19 protein-coding genes are annotated in these 22,468 nt (G+C 52.0%); 5 read left to right on the top strand and 14 right to left on the bottom strand.

What is annotated here, in order from left to right; genetic code table 11:
• Nucleotides 1-29: 29 nt before the first annotated feature.
• The 5 genes from F3F93_RS08765 to F3F93_RS08745 form a co-directional block, all read right to left on the bottom strand.
• Nucleotides 30-173, bottom strand: a complete 144-nt coding sequence (locus tag F3F93_RS08765) for a hypothetical protein (protein WP_176958795.1) — start codon at nucleotides 171-173, stop codon at nucleotides 30-32.
• Between the two features lie 82 nt (nucleotides 174-255).
• A complete protein-coding gene (locus F3F93_RS08760) occupies nucleotides 256-663 on the bottom strand; it encodes a CBS domain-containing protein (RefSeq protein ID WP_176958794.1) in 408 nt (135 codons plus the stop codon).
• Nucleotides 660-1,010: a P-II family nitrogen regulator gene (locus F3F93_RS08755; protein WP_176958793.1), complete on the bottom strand. Its 351-nt coding sequence runs from the start codon at nucleotides 1,008-1,010 to the stop codon at nucleotides 660-662. The genes F3F93_RS08760 and F3F93_RS08755 overlap by 4 nt, the downstream gene beginning before the upstream one ends.
• Nucleotides 1,000-1,806 (bottom strand): DUF1538 domain-containing protein, encoded by an 807-nt coding sequence (locus F3F93_RS08750; RefSeq protein ID WP_176958792.1) that lies wholly within the window; start codon nucleotides 1,804-1,806, stop codon nucleotides 1,000-1,002. Before F3F93_RS08750 ends, F3F93_RS08755 begins: the two co-directional genes overlap by 11 nt.
• Complete coding sequence (locus tag F3F93_RS08745; RefSeq protein ID WP_176958853.1) at nucleotides 1,803-2,480, bottom strand: DUF1538 domain-containing protein; 678 nt, start codon at nucleotides 2,478-2,480, stop codon at nucleotides 1,803-1,805. The genes F3F93_RS08750 and F3F93_RS08745 overlap by 4 nt, the downstream gene beginning before the upstream one ends.
• Before the next feature lie 284 nt (nucleotides 2,481-2,764).
• On the opposite strand from F3F93_RS08745, the gene argC reads away from it, so the two are divergent.
• The 5 genes from argC to F3F93_RS08720 are packed head-to-tail and all read left to right on the top strand — an operon-like array spanning nucleotide 2,765 to nucleotide 6,451.
• Nucleotides 2,765-3,799, top strand: coding sequence for an N-acetyl-gamma-glutamyl-phosphate reductase (gene argC / locus F3F93_RS08740; protein ID WP_176958791.1), 1,035 nt, complete (start codon nucleotides 2,765-2,767; stop codon nucleotides 3,797-3,799).
• A gap of 12 nt (nucleotides 3,800-3,811) precedes the next feature.
• Entirely contained in the window at nucleotides 3,812-4,546 is a 735-nt protein-coding gene (locus F3F93_RS08735; protein WP_176958790.1) for a hypothetical protein, read from the top strand.
• A 3-nt stretch (nucleotides 4,547-4,549) separates the two neighbouring features.
• Nucleotides 4,550-5,059 (top strand): gamma carbonic anhydrase family protein, encoded by a 510-nt coding sequence (locus tag F3F93_RS08730; RefSeq protein ID WP_176958789.1) that lies wholly within the window; start codon nucleotides 4,550-4,552, stop codon nucleotides 5,057-5,059.
• Nucleotides 5,049-5,999 (top strand): Ppx/GppA phosphatase family protein, encoded by a 951-nt coding sequence (locus F3F93_RS08725; RefSeq protein ID WP_347239236.1) that lies wholly within the window; start codon nucleotides 5,049-5,051, stop codon nucleotides 5,997-5,999. Before F3F93_RS08730 ends, F3F93_RS08725 begins: the two co-directional genes overlap by 11 nt.
• Nucleotides 6,000-6,043: 44 nt before the next feature.
• Nucleotides 6,044-6,451 (top strand): hypothetical protein, encoded by a 408-nt coding sequence (locus F3F93_RS08720; protein WP_176958788.1) that lies wholly within the window; start codon nucleotides 6,044-6,046, stop codon nucleotides 6,449-6,451.
• A 7-nt stretch (nucleotides 6,452-6,458) separates the two neighbouring features.
• Here F3F93_RS08720 and msbA read toward each other — a convergent pair whose 3' ends face one another.
• The 9 genes from msbA to F3F93_RS08675 form a co-directional block, all read right to left on the bottom strand.
• Entirely contained in the window at nucleotides 6,459-8,243 is a 1,785-nt protein-coding gene (gene msbA / locus F3F93_RS08715) for a lipid A export permease/ATP-binding protein MsbA (protein WP_176958787.1), read from the bottom strand.
• Nucleotides 8,244-8,245: 2 nt separating this feature from the next.
• Nucleotides 8,246-9,448 carry an N-acetylmuramoyl-L-alanine amidase gene (locus tag F3F93_RS08710; protein ID WP_241697066.1) on the bottom strand — a complete coding sequence of 401 codons (1,203 nt, stop codon included), beginning with the start codon at nucleotides 9,446-9,448 and terminating at the stop codon, nucleotides 8,246-8,248.
• A 60-nt stretch (nucleotides 9,449-9,508) separates the two neighbouring features.
• A complete protein-coding gene (locus F3F93_RS08705) occupies nucleotides 9,509-10,921 on the bottom strand; it encodes a mannose-1-phosphate guanylyltransferase/mannose-6-phosphate isomerase (protein WP_176958785.1) in 1,413 nt (470 codons plus the stop codon).
• A gap of 47 nt (nucleotides 10,922-10,968) precedes the next feature.
• Nucleotides 10,969-12,228 (bottom strand): Npt1/Npt2 family nucleotide transporter, encoded by a 1,260-nt coding sequence (locus F3F93_RS08700; protein ID WP_176958784.1) that lies wholly within the window; start codon nucleotides 12,226-12,228, stop codon nucleotides 10,969-10,971.
• A gap of 175 nt (nucleotides 12,229-12,403) precedes the next feature.
• Nucleotides 12,404-16,927: a CotH kinase family protein gene (locus tag F3F93_RS08695; protein WP_176958783.1), complete on the bottom strand. Its 4,524-nt coding sequence runs from the start codon at nucleotides 16,925-16,927 to the stop codon at nucleotides 12,404-12,406.
• A 3-nt stretch (nucleotides 16,928-16,930) separates the two neighbouring features.
• Nucleotides 16,931-17,851 (bottom strand): hypothetical protein, encoded by a 921-nt coding sequence (locus F3F93_RS08690; RefSeq protein WP_176958782.1) that lies wholly within the window; start codon nucleotides 17,849-17,851, stop codon nucleotides 16,931-16,933.
• Between the two features lie 53 nt (nucleotides 17,852-17,904).
• Nucleotides 17,905-18,909 (bottom strand): hypothetical protein, encoded by a 1,005-nt coding sequence (locus F3F93_RS08685; RefSeq protein WP_176958781.1) that lies wholly within the window; start codon nucleotides 18,907-18,909, stop codon nucleotides 17,905-17,907.
• Nucleotides 18,902-20,401: a hypothetical protein gene (locus tag F3F93_RS08680; RefSeq protein ID WP_176958780.1), complete on the bottom strand. Its 1,500-nt coding sequence runs from the start codon at nucleotides 20,399-20,401 to the stop codon at nucleotides 18,902-18,904. Before F3F93_RS08680 ends, F3F93_RS08685 begins: the two co-directional genes overlap by 8 nt.
• Nucleotides 20,398-22,467 (bottom strand): glycosyltransferase family 2 protein, encoded by a 2,070-nt coding sequence (locus F3F93_RS08675; RefSeq protein WP_176958779.1) that lies wholly within the window; start codon nucleotides 22,465-22,467, stop codon nucleotides 20,398-20,400. Before F3F93_RS08675 ends, F3F93_RS08680 begins: the two co-directional genes overlap by 4 nt.
• Nucleotide 22,468: the final 1 nt, after the last annotated feature.

Below are 22,468 nucleotides of genomic sequence, written 5' to 3'. Positions count from 1 at the left end.
ATAGTTACTGATTTGGATAGCCTGAACGTTTATTTCGTCTCTTCTTCATCGTTGCCGACAACCCAGTCATAGGCATCGCCGGTGGCAGTTACAGTGCTATTCCAAGCTGACTCCATGGTTGCACATGAACTCAACATAAATAGTGAAACAATCAAAGCAATCATTAAACGCATCGTTACCCCCTCACATTATCCCTGATTTTTAGAGACCATCGTCAGGCCTGCTTGAAGATGGAGCCAGATCGTATCATGAATATCAGAGCAGATTCATCAAGCCTTTCATCACCATATCGGTATGGCTGACAATGCCGATAATGGTTCCCGAACCATCAACTACCGGCGCACGCGAAATACCAAAACGGCCAAACAGGGCACTGGCATAACGAATATCCATATCAGGATGAATCGTGAGGGCAGGTTTGGTCATCACCTCATAGATACTTGTCCGGTCCGGAGATTTGTTTGCCGCCAGCACCTTTTTCGCAATATCTGAGAGCAGCACGATACCGTACTCATCATGCTCATGCCGCTTATCTACAATCAGGCTTTTGGTGTCAACGTAGCGCATCACCTCCAGTGCCTGACGCACTGTTGCCACGCCCTCAACAATGTCGTAGTTCTGTTTCATCACATCACGAACTCTAACAAATGATTTCTCACTCATAGCTGATCCTCCACTTCATCAAGCAGACACATGATCTGCCCCCCCATACCGATAGCATCCTCCACATCCACCTGAAATGCTACGCCCGAACCGGGGTTTTTTTCAAATCCGGCCTCTTCTGCAATGCGTTCGAGAATTTTCCGGCTCAGATGCTCCTCCACAAGAAACAGCAGCATATCCCTCTGTGACTCCAGCGTCAGCCCGAAGAAGGTTTTTTTCGGATTCAACCCCTCTCCACGGGCATCACCAACAACCGTGGCTCCCGTGGCTCCGGCCTCTCTGGCAACACGCATAATCTCATCTGTTTTGTCATCCGCGACGAGTGCAATCAAAAGTTTAAAGCGCATCTTCTCCTCCTGTATTCTTCTTCTTGTTTTCCAACCAGCGACTAATCTGGGCATAACCCATCACACTCATGATTGGAAAAACGCTGGCAAAGGCGATCAGACCGAAGCCATCAATCAAAGGGCTTCGGCCCGGGATTGTTGCCGCCAACCCAAGGCCAAGGGCTGCTAGCAACGGAACTGTTACAGTTGAAGTGGTAACACCACCGGAATCATAGGCCAGTGGAATAATCATTTTAGGTGCCCGCATCGTCTGCAGGATCACCAGCACATAGGCCACCACAATATAGAGCCAGAGATCGGTGCCGGTGACAATACGAAAACAGCCCAGCGAGACACCAATGGCAACACCAAGTGATACAGCAAGCCTTAGCCCCCATGCCGAGATCGCACCACCGGATACCTGCTGGGCTTTCATGCCCACTGCAATCAGGGAGGGTTCAGCAAGCGTGGTTGCCAGCCCAATAGCGAAAGCGAAGGCGTAAACCCAGCCATAATCCTGCCAGCGAATAGTCTCTATCACGGCAACACCATCTTTGTAGAGATCGCCATAAAGAAAAGCAGGATTGGTCAGCTGGGTTGCCATCACCTCACCAAGCGGAAAGATCGCCTCCTCTAACCCCATCAAAAACAGCGCCAGCCCCAGTAGCACATAGACAAAACCACGCAGTACCCGCCAGGCATGGGCGATCTTCTGGCGCAAGACGAACATCTGGAAACCGATCAGCACCAGGGCAATCGGAATCACATCACGTAGCGTGGACTGTAAGGTCTCCTGAAACAGTTCGAGATGGCTCATATCATAATGCCGTAGAGCATGACAAAAATCATCGGTAGCAGTGAGGCAAAGGCGATCAGACCAAAACCATCGAGCATCGGATTGCGGCCTCGAATCGAGGAGGCCAGACCGACACCAAGTGCTGTCACCAGCGGTACGGTAATGGTTGAGGTGGTCACACCACCGGAGTCGTAAGCGATTCCGATAATCTCATCCGGCGCAAAATAGGTCATCGCCACGACAACGAAATAACCGCCAATAATGCAGAAGTGCAGCGGCCAGCCTTTGAGAATACGCAACACCCCCAGCACAATGGCTGTACCCACAGAGAGCGCAACTGTCATCCTCAATCCATCGGCATAGCTCTCCACCGCCTCCTGAGTAGATTCTATGACACCACCCTGAGCTGCAATCTCAGCCGCTTTGCCGGCTACCGCGATCAGCGCCGGTTCAGCGACAGTGGTGCCGAAACCAAGCAGGAAGGCAAACAACAGCAACCAGAAGACATTACCCTTTTTGGCAAAGGCAAAGGCCATCGATTCACCGAGCGGAAAGAGGCCAATTTCAAGACCGCGCACAAACAGTGCCAAACCCAGCAGTACCATCAACATGCCAATCAACATCTCTTCCATATTGGGAATCGGCTGTTTGAGCACCAGCTCCTGAAAGAAGAGGATGACCAGGATAATAGGCATCAAATCCCGGGCGGCCTCAAACAGTGGCCGAAACGGCTGAGCCAGATAACGGAGATTCACACTGTCACCTGCTCTGTCGGCTGAATCATGCGCTCCCCTTTATGGTTTAATTGATGCCTATCCCATGATATCGCAAGCCTGTTTCAGGTGCAATCAAGAGAGAGGGAAACCTGCTGATTTCGCTCTCATAATCCAGCACGAATTTATATTTACCGCTTAAAGGAAACTGCTGGCGGAGTAAAATCATTTGAAGGCGTGCAACCATTGCGTAGCATGCCTGCACTATGAAGATATCTGTCGCCATTCTCGGAGCAACCGGTTACACCGGTGCTGAACTTATTCGGCTTATTGATGCCCACCCCCATTTTGAAGTCACCCATCTCGGCGCTCACTCACAGGCCGGCAAGCTGGCCGGTGAGGTGTTGCCCGGTGTAGGGGCTGATATTGCAGCCATGACATTGCAGGCTGCCGATGCAGAACTGCCCGATGGTGTGGAACTGGTCTTTACCGCCCTGCCGCATGGCGCGGCTGCAGCCAGTGTGTTCACTGCGCTTGAGGCCGGGAAAAAGGTGGTCGATCTGTCGGCTGACTTCCGGCATAAAACCCATGATATCTACAGAGCGGCATACGGGGCTGATCATCCCCACCCTGAGCTCTTTGATGAAGCGGTTTACGGACTGACAGAACACGCCCGTGATCAGGTGGCGTCTGCCAGACTGGTTGCCAACCCCGGTTGCTACCCCACCTCTGTACTGTTGCCTCTGATTCCACTGCTCAAAGCAGCTGTGATCGATACGACCTCATCGATCATTATCGATTCCAAATCGGGCACATCCGGTGCCGGCCGCAGTGCCAAAACCGATCTGCTCTACTGTGAAATCAATGAGTCGGTTAAAGCCTATGGCCTGCCCAGGCACAGGCATGCCTGGGAGATGGAAGAGTGGGCACTAGGTTTTGCAGGCAGTGAAACAAAGATTCGGTTTGTTCCGCATATCCTGCCGATGAACAGAGGCATGCTCAGCACCCTGCATCTCTCCGGCAGCAACACTGCAAGCTGGTTTGAACTTCTACAGCAGGCCTATGCTGGTGAACCATTTATTAAACTGCTTCCGCAGGGAACGCTGCCCTCCACGGCAGGCATCAGTGGCAGCAACAGGTGTGACATCGGTATCGCCCTGCTTAGTGACACAGAGGCGGTGATTGTCAGCTGTATCGACAATCTGCTTAAAGGTGCTGCGGGTCAGGCGATCCAGAATGCCAATCTGATGTTCGGTTTTAACGAGACAGCGGGTCTGGCCACCCACGCACTCTGGCCCTGATCATTGGCTTTGATGAAATCGCTGTATGAGGCATTCACTGCCCCTGTTCATTTCAAGCTGACGCAATCCAATGGCAAGCGCACCTTAAGCTTCCGCCTCTATCCAATAGTTCTGCTGCTGGCGGCAGCCCTACTGTTTATCATCATCTCTGTGGGCACCATTACCATGCTGGCTCTGGATAAACAGCTGCTTGTTTCCCAGCAGCATCAGATCAGTGAACTGCAGCATCAACAGAGCCTGCTTAGCCAGCAGAACTCTAAAGTTGAAGCGCAACTCTCTCTGCGCGATGCCCAGATTGAGGCCATGAAGCAGCAGCAGAAGCAGCTTGAGCATAAAAACATAAACATGCAGAAACGACTGGATATGTTTGATGATGTCCTTGCTGCCCGTAAAAAGAAGGGGCTGCACATGCTCAAACCTGCAGCCTACTGGAAACAGAGTGACCAGATCAGCTACAGCCTGATACTGGTTAAAGGTCAAAACTTCCCGCGCTGGCAGAAGGGCGAACTCAGCTTTTCCGTGATGAATCCGGAGGGTGAAGAGTTACCACTTCGCAACCTGAAAGGCAGAGAGAAATACAAATTTGATATGACAACCCAGCAGTTTGTCTCCGGGTCTCTGGTCTGGGCAGAGTCATGGCAACCAGAGAATCTGATCATCACCATCGTGGATTTGACCAACCGCAACACAGACCGCTTCAGCATCCCGATCTCAAGCCAAGCCAGGATTCAGCCGGCTCAGGAGTGATAAATGATTAAACCCTATCTGCACTGGAACCCTGAGATTGATGCATCGGCATTTATCGCCGAATCAGCCGATGTGATTGGCCGCGTGAAAATCGGTGCCGACTCCAGCATCTGGTATCAGGCCGTGCTGCGCGGTGATGTGCACGATATCGAGATTGGTGAGCGCTCCAATATCCAGGATCACTCGATTCTGCATACCAGTGGTGGTGTCTCACCCTGCATCGTGGGTAACGATGTCACTGTCGGCCACCGTGTGATTCTGCACGGCTGTGAGATTCAGGATCGATGCCTGATCGGCATGGGTTCGATCATTATGGATCAGGCCGTTCTGGAAGAGGGCTGTTTTCTCGCCGCAGGCTCCTTGGTCACCGAACGCAAAATACTGCGTGGCGGTTATCTCTATGCCGGCAGCCCGGCCAAAGAGCGCAGGAAGCTGACGCCGGAGGAGAAGGAGTTCCTTAACCGCTCAGCCAGAAACTATGTTGAAGTCTCGAAGAATCACGGTGGCAGCTGAAATGAACTACGCCTCCATTGATATCGGTTCCAACACCTTTCGCCTGCTCATTGCCGAACCATCAGATGGCCCTCTGCCCTGGCAACGGATCGATTATGCTCACCGCATCACCCGCCTTGGTGAAGGGCTGCATCACACAGGGCGCCTCTCAGAGGCGGGCATGGATCGCGCTCTGGCAAACTTCAGTGAGTTTGCCGGACTGTTGAGCAAGCATAACATTCCAGCCGAGCGCACCTTTGCCGCTGCAACCGCCGCCATGCGTGAAGCTGAAAACGGGCAAGCGTTCGCTGAACGTGTAAAAGCTGAAACCGGCATCGACATCCGGATCATCAGCGGAGTCGATGAAGCTCGCATGTCACTCAATGGTGCCTGTTCGGTTCTCAATAATGCGACGCAAGAGGATATGATGCTCTTTGATATCGGTGGCGGCAGCACCGAATTCATCCGCGCCCGCAATCAAAACCGCATTGATGATATCAGCCGCAAACTCGGTGTGGTACGACTGGTTGAAGCACATCTGCACTCCGATCCGCCATCAGAGCATGATTATGAGGCCCTTAAAGCCACCGCCAACGACCATCTGCAGCGTGTTGAAGCCCACTGGCCAGATCATCGCGCTCCAAAGCATCTGGTCGGCACAGCGGGCACAGTGACCACGCTGGCCGCAGCTGCACTTGATCTCTTCCCCTATGATGCAGAGACGATCAACAACTACCGCATGAGCAGAGCCGCTTTTATCACCCTTCGTGATCGTCTGTTGGCCATGACTCACGAACAGCGCCAGCAGATTCGCACCATCGAACCGGGCCGGGCCGACCTGATCATTGCCGGTCTGGCTATTGTCGATGCCGTCATGCAACGCTGGAGCTATGAAGAACTGATCACCGTCGATGCAGGCCTTCTCGAAGGTCTCTGGCTACATATCGCCAGCAAGATTTAATATTTTGGTCTAACCAAGTTCAGTATTTTAAAGGAAGTTTTCAAATGACAGATTCAAGAGCGCTTGCGACATCCAGTGAAGGCTGGGTGATTGAAATGATGGATGCGTATGAGGATGCCAAAGCGGCGATCCCGTTTGCTGAGGCTGCAGGCAAAACGATGACTGAAGCTGACCTGTTTCATATGGCGCCACTGGTCTGTGTGAAGTTTCGCGGCCTGATCGGCTCGGAAGAGAGCCTGAGCAATGCGCGCAATGCCGCTATCGGCAGCTATATCGCCAATCAGGAGGCGGGCAACCGCAACCTCAACGATCCGATCATGGCTTTTGCCTTCTGCTACATCCTTGCCCACTACGGCCTCGGACTACTGAACGATGAGAAGTGTCAGGAGACACTGCAGTTTGTTGAAAGCAATCTGGCAAAAATAAAATCAGCGCTGATAACAGCGCAATAAACCCTGGTTAGATCAACATCTCAGGGGCATTGCCCTGCGCGATCTCGCTGGATTCACTCTCACTGAACTGCAACTGATAGAGCTCGGCATAGATACCACCCTCTTCAAGCAGCACATCATGTTTACCGCTCTGAACCACCCGCCCCTGATCCAGCACAACGATGCAATCGGCATCGCGAATGGTGCTCAGGCGATGGGCAATGACGATCACCGTACGGTTCTGCATCAGCAGATCAATCGCCTGCTGTACCAACCGTTCAGACTCTGTATCCAGTGCGCTGGTCGCTTCATCAAGAATCAGAATCGGCGAGTCTTTAAGCAGTGCACGGGCAAGAGAGAGACGTTGGCGCTGACCACCGGAGAGGATTGCACCACGCTCACCTACCAGTGTGTGATAACCATCGGGAAGACACTCGATAAACTCATGCGCATTGGCTGCTCGCGCCACCTCTTCCACACGTTTGAGATCAACATTTTCAAGACCGTAAGCGATATTATTCAAAATGGTATCGTTAAAGAGAATGATCTCCTGTGTCACCAGCGCGATCTGATTACGCAGTGACTGCTGAGTGAGATCACGAACATCCAAACCATCAATCAGAATGCGTCCTTCTGTGCTGTCGATAAACCGGGGCACAAGATTGGCCAGTGATGTTTTACCTGATCCACTGCGCCCGACCAGTGCCACCACCTGACCGGCAGCAACGGTGAAATCAACCTGCTGCAACACCTTCTGCTCACAACCGGGGTACTGCAGCCCGACATTTTCAAAAACAATCGTGTCGGCAAAGGGTGCCAACTCAACAGCACCAGGCTTATCCTGAACGAGAATCGGCTCATCCATCACTTCAAAGATGCGTTCAGCCGAAGCCAGCCCCTGCTGAATCTCATTATTGGCGCGGGAGAGACGTTTAACCGGCTCGTAAAGCATCAGCAGTGCAGCCAGGAAGGATACCAGTGTACCCGGTGTGGTCTCACCAGAAGCGACGCGAATACCGCCGTAGAAGAGCACACCGGCAATACCGAAACCGGCCAGCAACTCCATGATTGGAAACGACAGGGCATGCACCCGGAACACCTTGAGCTGATGGGCCAGGAAATCACCGGTAAATTTACGGAACCTGCTCTGCTCATAGGCCTCCATACCGAAGGCTTTCACCACCCGTATGCCACCAACAGTCTCTTCCAGAAGCGTGGTCAACTCTCCCATGGAGGCCTGACCATCCAGCGTTGCATGACGCATCTTGCGACCAAAGCGGGCAATCGGGTAGATCACGGCAGGAAATACCAGCATAGCGATCAGGGCAAGCATCCAGTCCTGAATAAACACCACGCCAAGCAGGAATACGATAGAGATCGCATCGCGCATCAGTGCTGTGACAGCGGTACTTACTGCTGCCTGAACCAGGGTGACATCATAGGAAAGGCGTGCCAGCAATTCGCCGGTTTTGCGGTGTGAGAAGAATGCCAGTGATTGTGATGTCAGCCGTTCATAGAGCATGTTGCGCAGATCAAAGATCACCCGCTGACCAATATAACCCATCATGTAGGCCTGCCCGAAATAGGCGATGCCCTTGAGCAGGTAGAGGCCGATAATGACCAGAGGAATAAGGTAGATCAGCTCCTGATTTTTGCCACTGAGCGCCTCATCCAGTACAGGTTTAAGCATCCATGCTACTGCCGCCGTACAGGCCGCCAGTACAACCATGCAGATCACAGCGATACCCAGACGTCCTTTATAGGGGAGCAAAAACGCCAGCAGGCGACGGTAGAGAGCGGTAGAGTTATTCATAATCAGAGTGTCGGACTGTTTGCTGCAAACTGTTTCTGATCAGCCACGGATTCTGATCTTGCCTGACTACTGGACTGTTTGATGCGCCCCATCTTCTCAAAGAAGCTCATACTGGCTCCAAACAGGGCGGAGGCGAGGCGCCTCTGATGATCCCTGCTTTTCAGTTTTTTCTCCCTGGCCGGATTGGAGATATAGTCCAACTCAACCAGAACGCTGGGAATCTCCATCGCTCCTAACACCACAAAACGGGCCCGCTTCGGGGTGGAGTACTTAATCGGACCGGCGTCCTTCAACTTACCAATAATCGATTCGGCCAAGATCTGGGAGCTGTTGAGGCTGTCGCGACGGAACATATCACCGAGGATCATATTCACCATCGGATCATCCACCTCATCGATCTCAACACCACCAATCTCATCAGCCGCATTCTCCTTGGCAGCCAGCGCACGAGCAGCTTTATCCTGCGTCGCTCCGCGTTCAGAGAGGGTATAAACACTTGCACCTTCAACATTGCGCTGACGCACCGCATCGGCGTGAATACTGATCATCAGATCAGCCTTGGATCTGCGCGCCAGAATCACCCGTTTCTTCAGCGGCACAAAATAGTCACCTTTACGAATCAGTACCGCTTTCATGCCCGGTGTTGCATCAATAATTTTGGCCAGCTCTTTGGCAACAGCCAGCGTCACCTCTTTCTCATAGAGCTTGCGCGGCCCCACTGCGCCGGGATCCTCGCCGCCATGACCTGCATCGATAGCGACAACAAGTCCCTTTTTCGACTTCGACTCGCCTGCCGTGACCGCCTCTTTTTTAGCCTGATCCGGTCGCGTCAGATCAACGACCAGCCGGTAGGGTTTGCCCTGCATCGGTTTAAGCAGAAAAGAGCGCGGCTGCACCTTCTCCTTCACATCCATAACAATGCGCAGCGTTGCCGGTGTCGGTTTACCATGACGCATACTCTGTACAACCGGATCGGGCAGATTGAGATTCTTTAAATCAGAGGTGATCTTTGCATGCTCAATATCAATGACAATACGTTCAGGATTATGCAGACGGAATACTTTGTATTCGACCTTCTGATTGAGATCAAAGACCACGCGTGAGTGATCAGGAGCAGTCCACAAGCGCACATCACGTACCTCACCCTCAGCTGCAAACACAACGGCGGGTAAAAGCAGTAGCACAACAAGTTTGATTATGAGCATGATCGATTTCATCGTAAGCCAATACTTCCTGTAAAGGCAGCGATCAGCAACGCTTCATATTCACTGACGACCGTAGTTGTCCTCAAATCGTTGAATATCATCCTCACCAAGGTAATCACCCACCTGCACCTCAATCAGCTGCAGTGGCATCTTGCCAAGATTCTGAAGGCGATGCACTTCTCCAATCGGTATATAGGCACTGCCATTTTTGGCTACCGTTCTGACCATCTCACCGCAGGTTACCGTTGCTGTACCGGCTACAACAACCCAGTGCTCGGAACGATGCTGATGCGACTGCAGACTCAGACTGGCCCCCGGCAACACAACAATGCGCTTGATCTGGTAGCCCTCTGCACGCCCCTCCAGAACAGTATAGCTGCCCCAAGGTCTGCGTACGGTCACATGTTCAAGGTGATAACTCTCTTTTCCTGTTTTCAGGGTATCGACGATCTCCCGCACACGCTGACTATCACCCACCTTGCAGAGCAGAATCGCATCGGGCGTCTCCACGGCAATAATATCTTTCAAACCTACCGCTGCGATCAGACTCTTTTCACTGCGCAGGAGTGTATTGTGGCAATCAATAGCCATAACATTGCCAACAATATCATTACCATTTTCATCATGGTCGGCCATCTCATGAACTGCATCCCAACTGCCAACATCCGACCAGCCGATATCTGCCGAAACCAGTGATACACGCTGGGAGTTTTCCATGACACCATAATCAATCGAGATATCCGGCATCTGGGCAAAACATTCACGCACCACATTCTGCCACGATTCATCACCATTCCAGCGCTCACGCATCGCATTCAGAAGCTCAGCCAGTTCAGGGATATAGCGCTCTACCTCTTCAAGAATCACTGAGGACTTCCAGACAAACATCCCTGAGTTCCAGTAATAGTTACCGTCATCAAGCATGCGCTGGGCATTCTCAAGGTTCGGTTTCTCAACAAAACGCAGAACGTTGCGAACTCCATTCTCTCCGGGAGCATCGGCCTGAATATAACCAAAGCCGGTTTCAGGATCTGTCGGCACGATACCGAAGGTGACCAGTCGACCCTCTTCAGCCACTTTCACAGCCTGCTGCAGACACGCCTGAAATGCCTCTTTCTTGGCTACGATATGGTCAGCAGGAAGAACCACCATAATCGGATCCTCACCGCTCATGTCCTGCATCAGGGCGGCAGCAATAGCAATCGCAGGTGCCGTATTACGGCCGCAAGGTTCGAGAATCTTGTTCAACCCATCCAACTCGGAGAACGCTTCACCGGTTGCATGTGACTCCCCGGTCACCACCCATACATCCTCTTTTTTGACCATCGGTGCGAGGCGGCCAATGGTCGCACTCAGCATACTGTCAACACCATTAAGGTTGAGAAACTGCTTGGGCAACTGCTGTCTGGAAAGCGGCCATAAGCGGCTTCCCGAACCGCCAGCCAGAACTATCGCTTTAATTGTTGAGCTCATATGATCCCCACCATAATAAAATCAGATTCCGTGTAACTTTTAACTTCCTACTTCACTTCTTCAGAGCGCTTACTCCACTCCTTAAAACGTTTGCTCACATTATAGGTAACAAACAGCCATAACAGGCAGAGTACGATATTGGTCCCGACAAGAACCATCGTTGGCAGCGCCAGCACCGAAACAATAAGAAAAATAAGACCACCCTGAATCAGGTCACCAAAACGGGTGAAAAAGGTATTTACAGCCAGCATCCCTTCATAACGTGTGAAGCGATCCAGCGGCAGAAAGAGGATCTGCTTGGTCGTATTGGCCACTGAGTAGTCGATACTGTTATCAGCCATCTTAACAATGGCAAACCAGGCCAGAACAGGAAAGGCAAGCACAGAGATATACATCGATAGATTGATCACTGCCAGACTGATCAACGCACCACCCACACCGATAGCCTGATAGAGAGGGCGCACCACAAACGCCTGCAATACCAGTGTGGCGATATTTACATAGAGATAGAAGGTCGAGTAGAACTCACCGATCTCCTTACCACTTTTCTCAGCCGTAACAAAATCGGCCAGCACAAACTCGCCCGTGGAATTAATCAGATTCAGCAGCACAACCGATGCGGCAATCCAGCGCAGGTAGGGGACATCCAGAACACGCTTGAGGCCACCCAACAGATGTTTGAGTGACTCATCATCAACTTTTTCATCAACATCCTTGCGCATCTCAACGTTGGCACCGGGGATAATCACAGCCACCACCAGCATGCCAATAGCCATCAACATCAGTCCGTATGCACCAAGCTCAAGGTAGAGTCCCTTGGCCACCATCGAACCGATCATCGCACCGAGTGAGCCGCCAATCGCAATATAGGAGGTGAGTCGCTTGCCCTTCTCCACGCAGTGGTAATCGCTGACCATAGTCCAGAACTGTGATATCTGAACCACTGAGAAGATGCCCAGCCAGATAAAGAACGGCACTCCGATATCCATACCTGAAGAGCCAAGCAGATAGAACAGGCCGATATTGGCAGCCAGAAAAATAGTAACAATATGGAACAGTCTGTCGCCATGCAGATGTTTGATAATGTGACCATAGATCGGCACCATCACCAGCAACAACGCCGCCTGCGTAGCCAGCGCATAACTCCTGATCTCTGCACTACCGCCATCAAGAATCAGCTCTTCCCGCACCGGTTTCATGAGATAGTAGGCCAATAGAATCAGAAACAGGCGGATGGCAAAACGCATGGTGGCAACACCCTCAGGGCTGCGGAAGTCGTCCCATACTTTAGCGATCAGATTTTTCATGTCTCACCATTCAATCAAGCTCCATCTTCACAAGCAGAAGATTCAGTTTGCTCCAGCCACGCCGGAGTTCAGACTTATCCGGAGGCTATCGTAAAACCGCCATGACTTCATCAGACGGCAACTGTTAACCGATAAGTATCGCGCTTAAGCCTACCGATCTGACACCTGTAAGCGGTTAAAACGGGCTACAGGCCACAAACCTCTGTGGTTTTCCGGAAGCAAAGCGCACACCTTTTGCAGTAAGCGTGTTGGCATACTCATTCACTTCAGTCTTCATCGGTTTCCAGCGGTCTCCGTTATACATCCAGAGCTCCAGCTGATTCTCATGCAGCGTCTCAGGAACCTCAGTCCGCCTTGAGTTCTCCTGCGTATATTCGACCTGCAGGTCGCCATTCACCGCTTTTCCTTTCGTGGAGAGCACCCATGAGCGCTGTACACAGCGTTTTGCCTGCTGTCCGGTTGGCAGTGATTTCGGCCGCTGTCCACCTTCCACTTCAAGTGTGAATTTCGTTGCGCTTTCAACAGGCCGGTCGAGCAACAGATAACCGGCAAGCAGCCCCCAGCTCTGATCGGTCATGCGCAGAGAATCGCCGCCTTTTTTGATCTCACCATCGCCAATCAGATGTGTCGGCAGTGGCGGATCAAATACGACTGGTGCATTCGGATCTGCCGGCACCCATTTATACTCGCCGAACAGCTTCACATTCAGGAAATTGGCATGTGAGGTGACATAATACATCAGCGTTTCATAAATCTTTTTGAAATCCTCTTCGCCATAGGAGAGCATGTTATCCTTGAACAACTCTTTACCCATCACCGAAGCCAGATTGCCGATACGCGCATGCATAACCGTAGGTGAGAACCAGCCATAAGTTGACTCGGTACCATTGGGTTCCAGTCCCAGAAGATGCCGGATTCTCTTCTCAATACGACTACGCAACTGCGGATTCTGCAACGCTTTATCTTTGATCGGATTACTCGCACCAACATCAGGTGGATACCAGTACTGGAAGTTATCATTAAAGATCGTGTAGGGACTCTCAACAAAGGCATCATAGGTGCGGCCGAAGGTCAGGTTGTAATCCCATGGTACAACCGTCCACTTATCCTTCTTCGGATCCCTGTATAACCAGTAGTTTTTATTGTAGGTGTCACCATTGGTTACAAGTGAGTTGGTAACGATCCAGTTGATAACAGTCTCATCGTCAAAGTGTTTTGCCAACACCTTATGCATCTCTTCATTGGAGGCATTTTTGACAGCTTTTGCCATCTTGCTCAGTGAACTGTAATCGGCATCCGGTGGTGTAATCTTGTTGAAGCAGAGGGCCAGTTGCTCCTCATCGGTGGTATGCAGATCACCACAGTGAAATGCATCTTCGGGCTGGAAGAACTCGCCATTTACATCCATATCGTTGCCGGCAAGGAAATTCTCGCCCATCCACTCAACCGAGAGATAGATGCCAACCTTTTCACCATTGTTAAAATTGACGCGGGTAAAGTGAACCTCAGGCACCTTCATACCCAGTGCCGCCAGCATCTTCCAGGTCATCCACTCACGCATCATCGCCTTATCAGTGGCCATCGATCGCAAGGCAATCCTGCGCCGTCCATAGGAGCGGCCGCCATCCTTATCCAGTTTGATGAGCAGCGATTTCTTTTCAAACACTCGCGTCGAACTTCCCAACACACTGATACGACCAATCATCGTTCTGTTCAGCGTCAATCCTTTGGTTTTCAGTTCAATATCAAAGGAGGATTTATCATACACATCTTTGCGGAAGACCGCTTCGAGATCATCCCTGTCGATATTGATATAAAACTCCTCAACAGGCACCCTGTAGAGAGCCTGCTCAAGGGCTGCGTAGGAGAAGTTAAATGCCTCGCCATGGGAGACTCTTTTCAGCGTAGTTTTCAGATTACGCTTGCTGATAAAATGCTCTCCATCGCGCATAATCATTGCTGTTGCAGAGATCTCCTTCAATACATCCGCTTTGATCCAGCCGACATGATTATTGGCAGCCTGCGGATTGACTCGCGCCCAGTTACTCCTGCGCTCAAGCACTACAACAGGTTCACTTTTTCCGATCCAGCCATTGACCTCGGCACTGTCTTTTGCATCAACACGCAGGGTGGAGGTTTTGATCACCTCATAGAGGCCTCCCTCCTGTGGCAACTCTGCTGATGCCAGCAGTGCCGGAGCTGCTGCGGTGTGGGTCACGACTTCAGCCGGAATCAACAGTGCATTGGCTATCCAGCCAACCTTATTGCTCAGGGTCAGGCGAACCCTCGACCAGTCACCCTTGCGATCAATCTCACTGGCTGTCTCATTACGCGCTCCCCAGGCCACAGCATCAAACTGATTACCGGGGCCGGCTTTGAGCTTACTGGTCTCCTTGAAAAAATAGAGAGGCCTGTTATCGGTAACCAGTTGCACAGGTGCAGGCTTAACAACCGGCTCAGATTCACGCATGTCCGTTTTCAACGCTATGACCGCAGGCTCCGGAGCGGCTTCAGACACAGCACCTTCTTTCACTGCAGGCGTAGCATCAGAAACAGCCACAACAGCTGAAGAACCCTCTGCAACAGCTGCAAGCAGGGAGCTCTCCACCCAGCCCACCTTGTTACTCAGGGTCATGCGAACCCGGCTCCATGAACCTTGACGATCAATCTCAGTCGCTGTCTCACTGGCTGCGCCATTGGCAACCACATCAAACTGATTGCCGGGACCAGCCCTTAGTCCTGTGTTTGCAGTAAACAGGTAGCGTTTCTCTTCTGCCGGAGAGGTCGCCACCACGGCTGGCCGCATCGGTATTACCGGTGCAGTTGTTTCTACAGCAGCCATTGCAGGCTGCTCCTGCACCTGTGCAGCACGCTCAACAACCACTGGTGCTGCTGCTTTTACCATTGCAACAGAGCTCTTATAGACCCAACCGATCAGCTTACTCTCCTGCATCTGAACACGATACCAGTTACCCTGCTGCGCCAACCCAACGGCATAGGCACCGGTAGTTGCCCAGGAGACCACATCAAACCCTGCATCCGGACCGGCACGCAGATTCGCATTCTTTTCAAAACGATAGAGAGCCCTGCCTCTGTCCTGATCAGTAGCCAAAGAAACTGGCATGGCATCAACCGTCTCTTCTACCAACGGCTGCTGCTCAACAACTGGTGTTAGTGGTGATGGAGCAAGCGCCCCAGTAGCAGTTACCGGTGAGCCAGCGGCCCTCTCTTGCACAGTATAAGCAGGCTGATCAGCTACAGCCCCCTGAGTTAAAGCTTCCGCCTCAATCCAGCCGATGCGCCCGCTCTGTTTCATCTGCACCTTCAACCACTGTCCCTGCTGCTCAAGCGCAATGATATCAGCACCGGCACCAACCCAGCCGAGAACTTCAAACAGTGCTCCCGGCCCTGAACGAATGGTTGTTGTCTGAATAATCTGCTGTGTTTCGCCCGATTGGATTGCAACGGGGGCAACAGCCACCTCAGACTCGTCCATCGTCAGTAAAGGTGTAGCCTCAATCTGAACATCAACTGCCTGCTCTGCCGCCGCCTTCTCTGCCGCCGCCTTCTCTGCCGCCGCCTTCTCTGCCGCCGCCTTCTCTGCCGCTGCCTTCTCTGCTGCTGCCTTCTCTGCTGCTGCCTTCTCTGCTGCTGCCTGCTCTGCCGCTGCCTTCTCTGCCGCAGCCTTCTCTGCCGCAGCCTTCTCTGCCGCAGCCTTCTCTGCCGCAGCCTTCTCTGCCGCAGCCTTCTCTGCCGCCGCCTTCTCTGCCGCCGCCTTCTCTGCCGCCGCCTTCTCTGCCGCCACCTTCTCTGCCGGAACTGGCGCAAGTGCCGTTTCAGCCGCAAGCAGATCTACAATGGCAACGTCACCCACCTGTTTTATCTCAGCAGGGGCTGCAGATGTTACCTCGGAATCGGTTGCTGTAGTCTCTTCAGACGAGAGCTGCCAAACCACAGGCTCTTCACTTTTCATCACTGGCTGTTCAGACAGCATAACCGGCTTGATATCAACTTCGGGTGCAGCACCATAACCGTTAAGCACAAAAGCTTCGGCCACTTCACCCTGCTTGATAACAGCACGATGCGCTGCCGGTTTGACTGTTTTATCAGCGACCGGTGTCTGCGCAGCTTTGACCGGCTGCACCCTGGTTTCAACTACAGGCTTGGGCTCTGCTGACGGTTGAACCGCTACTACCGCTGTTTCTGTTTTTTCAGGAGCAGCACCGTAACCATTAAGCACAAAAGCTTCGGCCACTTCACCCTGCTTGATAACAGCACGATGCGCTGCCGGCTTCACTGGTGCGGATACGATAACGCTGTTTTCATCTGAAAGGGGTTGCACTTCGCTCACGGACAAAGCTTCACGTTGAACTGCCTCTGAGACGGCTTGTGCATCGGGTAACTGATCTGTTTTCACTGCCTTGGCAGGAGTCTGAGGCGTCAGTGCTGCACTGTATAACCAGCCTGTAGTTCCATTCTGCAGGCGTACCTGCAACCAGCTACTATTTCTACTCAGCTCAACTGCCTCATCACCCTTGTGTGCCATCGCGGCAGCCGCATAAGAGCTGCCCGGCCCCTGACGAAGGTTTGAGTCATCAACTAAACGGTACAGGTCCCCCTCTGCTGCAAACGCAACAGCACTGGCTGCCGTCACACATGACAGCGCCAGCAGGCGAACGAAGGTTACCGTTTTAATCATTGTTTAGTCTCTCCACCGGTAGTTTGCACCGGCTGCAATAGAGGTGGATTTTGCTGCATTACGACCAAAGAAGGCGTGGCCAAGGCTGATACTTCCTGACCAGCCCGTACCAATAAAGGCGTGGCTGTATTTTATCTTGAACGAGGTCTGATCAGAGCTGGTCATGGCCGTTGGTGCCTGATTAATAAAGACCTGCTGCTGAACGCCACCATTCTGAAAGCCGATGGAGTTATCAATGCGGAACTCTAAATAATCACCCGTCTGCTCAAAGTCACTGGCTGTGAAGGCATACTGAACTGCCGCAAATGTAGAGAGTGAATTACCTTTGGAGGAGAAGAAGTAGGTGAATTTAGTGCCCGCCTTCCAACCCCACTTCTTATGACTGTATCCCCACTTATTAGGATATCTGTCAGATGCATCTGATGAGAAAATCAAACCGAGACCAGCACCAAGAGCTCCCCGGCCAAGTGCAGAGGGGCTGTTGTTGTCGTAACCGGTTGGAATAATCAGAAAAGTTTCCCATGCCGCATTATTAATATAGTTCCCACCAAAGCGGGTACGGATACCCAGTTCGACATCACCTAAACCCCATGCTCTGCCGGAGGCGTACTGGGTGTTTATCGTAAAACCGGCAGGCGCTCCTGGAATAGCAGTACGAACAGTACCCACACCACACTTGCGGTAAGCCAAGTTCACACTGCTGTAGACGGTATGGAAATAGGACCAGCCATACTCATATCCGAGAGAGAGATCGACATTGCGTCTCTGACAGATTGAGGTCAGCACATTCCTGTTACTATCCCACTGCTTGTTACTACCGGAAAATGAGAGGTTTGCAGAGATAGAGTTCTCATCCTCCTCGAGGATACCAACACCGGCATATGAAGTCGTAGTAGTCAGCCCCATAGCAAACAGCATTGCCATAACAGATAGAATCAGTCTCTTTCTAATATTTAAAAAACCCATCATTCAACCCCTCACCAGTAACGTCCGATCACATCTTCTGCAGGTTTATTCTGCGGTGTGTAATCGGTGTCGCGCTGACCACCTGCACGGGCATTGCTGTACCACGCCCAGATATAAATGCCATCAACCCACGGTTGATCCAGTGCCCTTAACCAGATATCGAGCACCTCACTCTGAAGTGCCAAATCCACGCTTCTATGCTTTAATCCCTGCCACTCCCAGGGCTTTAATGAGGCCCCTTTAGCAGACGGGATACCCACCTCCATCACCCACAGTGGCCGCTTGATCGCCGCTGCTGCAACACGCAACTCCTCAACGGCAATATCCACGCGAGCCTGCAGCGATGCCCTGTCACTACTTGCTCCCAGTGACGGGTAAAAAGTCAGTGAAACGGCATCAAGAAGATCCCAGTTCGGAAATGCTCTCACCCCCTCCACATTATGCGCTGCGTAGGTCAACTGACCGCGAAAGACTCGACGCACCTGACGAATAAGCCGGGGCCAGTTGACATGTGCGGATGCCCTGGACAACTCAGTGCCGATAACGAATGTATCCACTCCCTGCTGCTGGGCAAAAATTGCGTACTCCATGATCTCTCTGGAGTAGTTGGCAAACCAGAGATCCCAATCATAAGCAGTGCGATGATTGATCTCACCTGCCCATGAATTATGTACCAGCATCTGCGGTTTCAACGCCACATGCAACTTGTCTGCCTTTGCATAGGAGATTGCTTTTTTTAGCTGATGCATGGTCACGGCATTGGAGCGCCTCACCTGATGTGAGCTTGGCTCCTGCTGCTCCATAAAAGCGATAAACACCACCGCATTGGCACCAAGAGAAGTAAGCCTGCTGATCGATTTTCTCGCCGCGGGCTGATCCCACGGCAAGCTCTCATGCTGCAGTGCATTAAAGCCGCGCTTCATACTCTTGTTCTGGACAAGCGCCTCACTGGCGCAACCGGCAAGCAGTGCCACTGCCACGGCCAGCAGACTCCATTTCACAACACTATTACCCATGCTTACGGTACACCCGCCAACCCATATAGTCGTAAACCAGATCAAATCCCTTCATGCCGTAAGCGTAGAGATTAGGGTGCCTGATATTCAGCCAGTCTCTGCGCCCGATAAGCGTGTCCGGTTCCGGCACAGCAATCTGTTCAACATCGGGGATTCTTGAACGCATGGCAGCTTTAAAGTCATGCGAAAAAGAGAGCACCAGCCCTTTGGCATCGCCTCTGGCAGCAATCACCCTGAAAGCACTGCGCTCATACATCATGGTCTGCTGACGATGCTCTTTCAACCACAGGCCCAGCTGCAGATCACCATCACTCTGTGCACTGTGCAGCTGCTCCCCTTTCAAGGCCTGCACCCACTGCGCCATCTGCGGACTGGCCGTTTCAATAAACAGCCACCAGCCACCAACCACACTGACCATCATGAAGATAACAAGGAACACAAACTCTCGTTTGGTCTGCATCTTCACATAGGTAAGCTCCGCCATCAGACCTGCACTCACCAGCGTCAGAATCTCAAACGGATGGGTCAGATAGTACTGACTGGTCGCAATAGCAATGGCGATCAGAGGATGCAGCAGCAGCACAAAAGAGGCACGGAAACGATAACTGTTGTTAATGGTATCGAGCAGCAGATAGACCGATACAGGGAAGGCAATCAGCAGATATCCGGTGGCAGCCAGAAGCGGCATGAAAAACTCCCCGCCATAATCGAGAAGCCAGGGATAATCGAACACATGCAGCATACCACCGAGGAAGTCTGAGTCGGCATCGGTAATGAAGTTGATAAACGAACCTTCAAAGATCCAGTTCAGATAGGCCCAGCTGAACAGTGCAAAAGCAAAGGGGGTACCGACGATGAGATAGAGACTCATCGGTGATACCATGATGGTTCGAATCGGTGCAATCACCACCAGCAGCGGAATCAGTGCAACAAAGATGAAGATCGCCGAGCCATCGATAAAGAAATAGAAAACGAACACCACGGCAAGCGAGATATAGGAGTGCAGGTCATGTTCTGAAATAATGTGCTGAGCTGCACGGTAAAGCAGATAGAAGGCGAGCATACTCAGTGCGATATGGCTGCCTGTAGTTGCACTCCAGAGAAATGCAGGATGCAGCACCACCAGCAGTCCGAGAATAACCAGCCTGTGCTCACTGAGCTCCACCTCTTTCAGGTTTTTCGCCCACAGATGCAGCAGGAATACAGCAACGATTACCGAAAGCAGATAGGGCGCCGCGCCGGTGGCAAGGCCGGGTATATAGTAGAACGGAATCAGCAGATAGAGCGGCAGATGCGGCATCAGGAAAGAGAGATTCTCCACCAGAATCTCTTCGGCATCGAGCGCACTGACCACACGAGTCCAGCGAATGGTAGCTGAATCGAGCATAAAACCGTTGGAGAGAATCCAGATCGTCATGAACACCAGAATGGCGGTCATTAACGCCAGAAACAGCTGCCCTTCCAGGCCGGTACGGCGGGTCATACCCCTCATTTGGCACCACCGGCTGCAGGGGCAGGTTTCACATCTGACTTCTCATGCCCCACCTCAAAGGTGGTCAGACCATGATGGGTCTTCTCCCAGTAGAAGGGGTTATGGATCAACTGCCAGAGCCCCTTGTATCCGGCCCATGATTGCAGAATCCAGTAGAAAGGAACGGTAAGAGCCCATGGAATCAGATCGAAATATCTGCGTTTAAAGCCACTGAGCATAAACAGGTAGATCAGGAAACCATTGGCGATAAGCAGATTAAACAGATTGATGTAGAGCACCATGGAGGGGAAATAGGGGTCAAACACCATCGTCTGCGTGATCAGCCAGAGGATATACATGAGGAACAGGATCGGGGTCACCAGCGCACTCACAATCGTTCCGCCGATAAAGAACTGGAACCCCCAGAAGCCGATATGACCCAACTCGCCATAGAGTTTTAGCGGCGCGCGCATATGCACCAGATAACTCTGCATATAACCCTTCAACCAGCGCGAACGCTGGCGAATCCAGTTAGGAATGGAGTTGTTGGCCTCTTCATAGGTGGTCGAATTCACAACACCCACACGATAGAAACGCTGGGTCAGACGCACGCCAAGATCGCAATCCTCGGTTACGTTATAGGGATCCCAGCCCTGCATTTCACGCAGAACATTCATCTTGAAGTGGTTGGAGGTGCCACCAAGCGGAATTGGAATGCGCAGTGCATCAAGAGCAGGCAGATAGAAATCAAACCAGAGGGAGTACTCCATGGTGAACATACGGGTCAGCCAGTTCTCTGCCACATTAAAGTAGTTGAGCCTGGCCTGAATCACCGCCGTATTCTCGGGAGCTTTCTGGAAGGCGATCACAACCTTTTTCAGCTGATCAGGCTCCGGTGCATCCTCACCATCGTAAATTGTGGCAAGCTCACCTCGGCAGAAGTGCAGGGCATAGTTACACGCTTTGGGTTTGGTTCTCGGGAATGACTCCGGCACACGGATAATCTCAAAGATTCCCTCAAGACCGAGCTCTTTTGCCGTCTCAATAGTCTCATCATCATCCTGCTCAAGAATCAGTTTAATATCGAGCTTGGAGAGCGGGTAATCGAGGGAGCGAAGTGCCTGTGCGATATTCGGCAGTGTTGCCGACTCATGGTACATTGGCAGCAGAATGGAGTAGACCGGCAGCGTCCGCTCATCAATCGCATTCACCTCTTCATCGGTTACCAGATTATCAAAGTACTTATCGCCACCCACCCAGGTCAACACCATACGTAGCGCAAAGTTGAGCAGCAGGAAGATCGAAATCGCCAGATTCAGGGCAATGATGGAGTTGATCGGCCAGAGTGCCAGTGCAGCCACACTCAGGGTCATCCAGATAAAGACAAAGATCAGCTGTCTGGGCGTAAACACCTCACTGGCTGAGAACTGCGGCATAATATTGGCAAGCTCATGTACAGCTTTTTCCGTATAGAACTGATTACCGATCTCCTGCAGCGTCCAGATAATGTCAAATTTTGAAGTGATAACAAAATCAAACGGCTCGCCAACCACACGGTCGACGATCTGTAACAGCTCAGGGGTGACATCAACCACGGCCACCTTCAGTAATCCATTCTCTCTGCGCCACGGCACAAACAGGTTCTCTGAATAGGTGGAGAGGTTGTCACGATCAAGAATGCTCGTGTCCAGCCTCTCTTTAAGCATATCGATATTCGGTTTATCGAAGTGATCGGCCAGAACCTGACTCAGAAAGAAGGGTTTCACCAACCCCTTGGCCAGAATAATGTCACCAAAGCGAGTACCCCACTGCTTCTGGGTTTCAAGAATATCCTGTAGCTGGTACTCAGTGATCAGCTCCCTCTCAACCAGCAGATCACCAATCCGTCCGCGACGGAAGTGATCTGTCAGGGCATCGTAAAATGCGACAGTTGTGATGGCACGGCGGGAAAGCAGGATATCTCCAAGCCGTCCTCCCTCCGCCTGCTGCTGATCAAGCGCCTCCTGCAACTGGTCACTGCTGATGAGCCCGCGGCTCACCAGCAGTTCACCAATGCGGAGTTTAGCGCCCGCTTCCGGCTGGCTCATA

Origin of the sequence: Mariprofundus sp. KV, from assembly GCF_013387475.1 — a bacterium.
Classification (GTDB): domain Bacteria; phylum Pseudomonadota; class Zetaproteobacteria; order Mariprofundales; family Mariprofundaceae; genus Mariprofundus.
Note: the sequence above shows the minus strand (reverse complement) of the source record. Positions and strands in the feature narration are given on the sequence as shown.

Coding starts and splice junctions, on each gene's coding strand:
- F3F93_RS08730 (WP_176958789.1), top strand. CDS start 4,550: ATGATTAAACCCTATCTGCACTGGAACCCTGAGATTGATGCATCGGCA.
- F3F93_RS08765 (WP_176958795.1), bottom strand. CDS start 173: ATGCGTTTAATGATTGCTTTGATTGTTTCACTATTTATGTTGAGTTCA.
- F3F93_RS08695 (WP_176958783.1), bottom strand. CDS start 16,927: ATGATTAAAACGGTAACCTTCGTTCGCCTGCTGGCGCTGTCATGTGTG.
- F3F93_RS08690 (WP_176958782.1), bottom strand. CDS start 17,851: ATGGCAATGCTGTTTGCTATGGGGCTGACTACTACGACTTCATATGCC.
- F3F93_RS08750 (WP_176958792.1), bottom strand. CDS start 1,806: ATGAGCCATCTCGAACTGTTTCAGGAGACCTTACAGTCCACGCTACGT.
- F3F93_RS08680 (WP_176958780.1), bottom strand. CDS start 20,401: ATGAGGGGTATGACCCGCCGTACCGGCCTGGAAGGGCAGCTGTTTCTG.
- F3F93_RS08745 (WP_176958853.1), bottom strand. CDS start 2,480: ATGCCTATTATCCTGGTCATCCTCTTCTTTCAGGAGCTGGTGCTCAAA.
- msbA (WP_176958787.1), bottom strand. CDS start 8,243: ATGAATAACTCTACCGCTCTCTACCGTCGCCTGCTGGCGTTTTTGCTC.
- F3F93_RS08720 (WP_176958788.1), top strand. CDS start 6,044: ATGACAGATTCAAGAGCGCTTGCGACATCCAGTGAAGGCTGGGTGATT.
- F3F93_RS08755 (WP_176958793.1), bottom strand. CDS start 1,010: ATGCGCTTTAAACTTTTGATTGCACTCGTCGCGGATGACAAAACAGAT.
- F3F93_RS08675 (WP_176958779.1), bottom strand. CDS start 22,467: ATGAGCCAGCCGGAAGCGGGCGCTAAACTCCGCATTGGTGAACTGCTG.
- F3F93_RS08735 (WP_176958790.1), top strand. CDS start 3,812: ATGAAATCGCTGTATGAGGCATTCACTGCCCCTGTTCATTTCAAGCTG.
- F3F93_RS08685 (WP_176958781.1), bottom strand. CDS start 18,909: ATGGGTAATAGTGTTGTGAAATGGAGTCTGCTGGCCGTGGCAGTGGCA.
- F3F93_RS08710 (WP_241697066.1), bottom strand. CDS start 9,448: ATGCTCATAATCAAACTTGTTGTGCTACTGCTTTTACCCGCCGTTGTG.
- F3F93_RS08760 (WP_176958794.1), bottom strand. CDS start 663: ATGAGTGAGAAATCATTTGTTAGAGTTCGTGATGTGATGAAACAGAAC.
- argC (WP_176958791.1), top strand. CDS start 2,765: ATGAAGATATCTGTCGCCATTCTCGGAGCAACCGGTTACACCGGTGCT.
- F3F93_RS08705 (WP_176958785.1), bottom strand. CDS start 10,921: ATGAGCTCAACAATTAAAGCGATAGTTCTGGCTGGCGGTTCGGGAAGC.
- F3F93_RS08700 (WP_176958784.1), bottom strand. CDS start 12,228: ATGAAAAATCTGATCGCTAAAGTATGGGACGACTTCCGCAGCCCTGAG.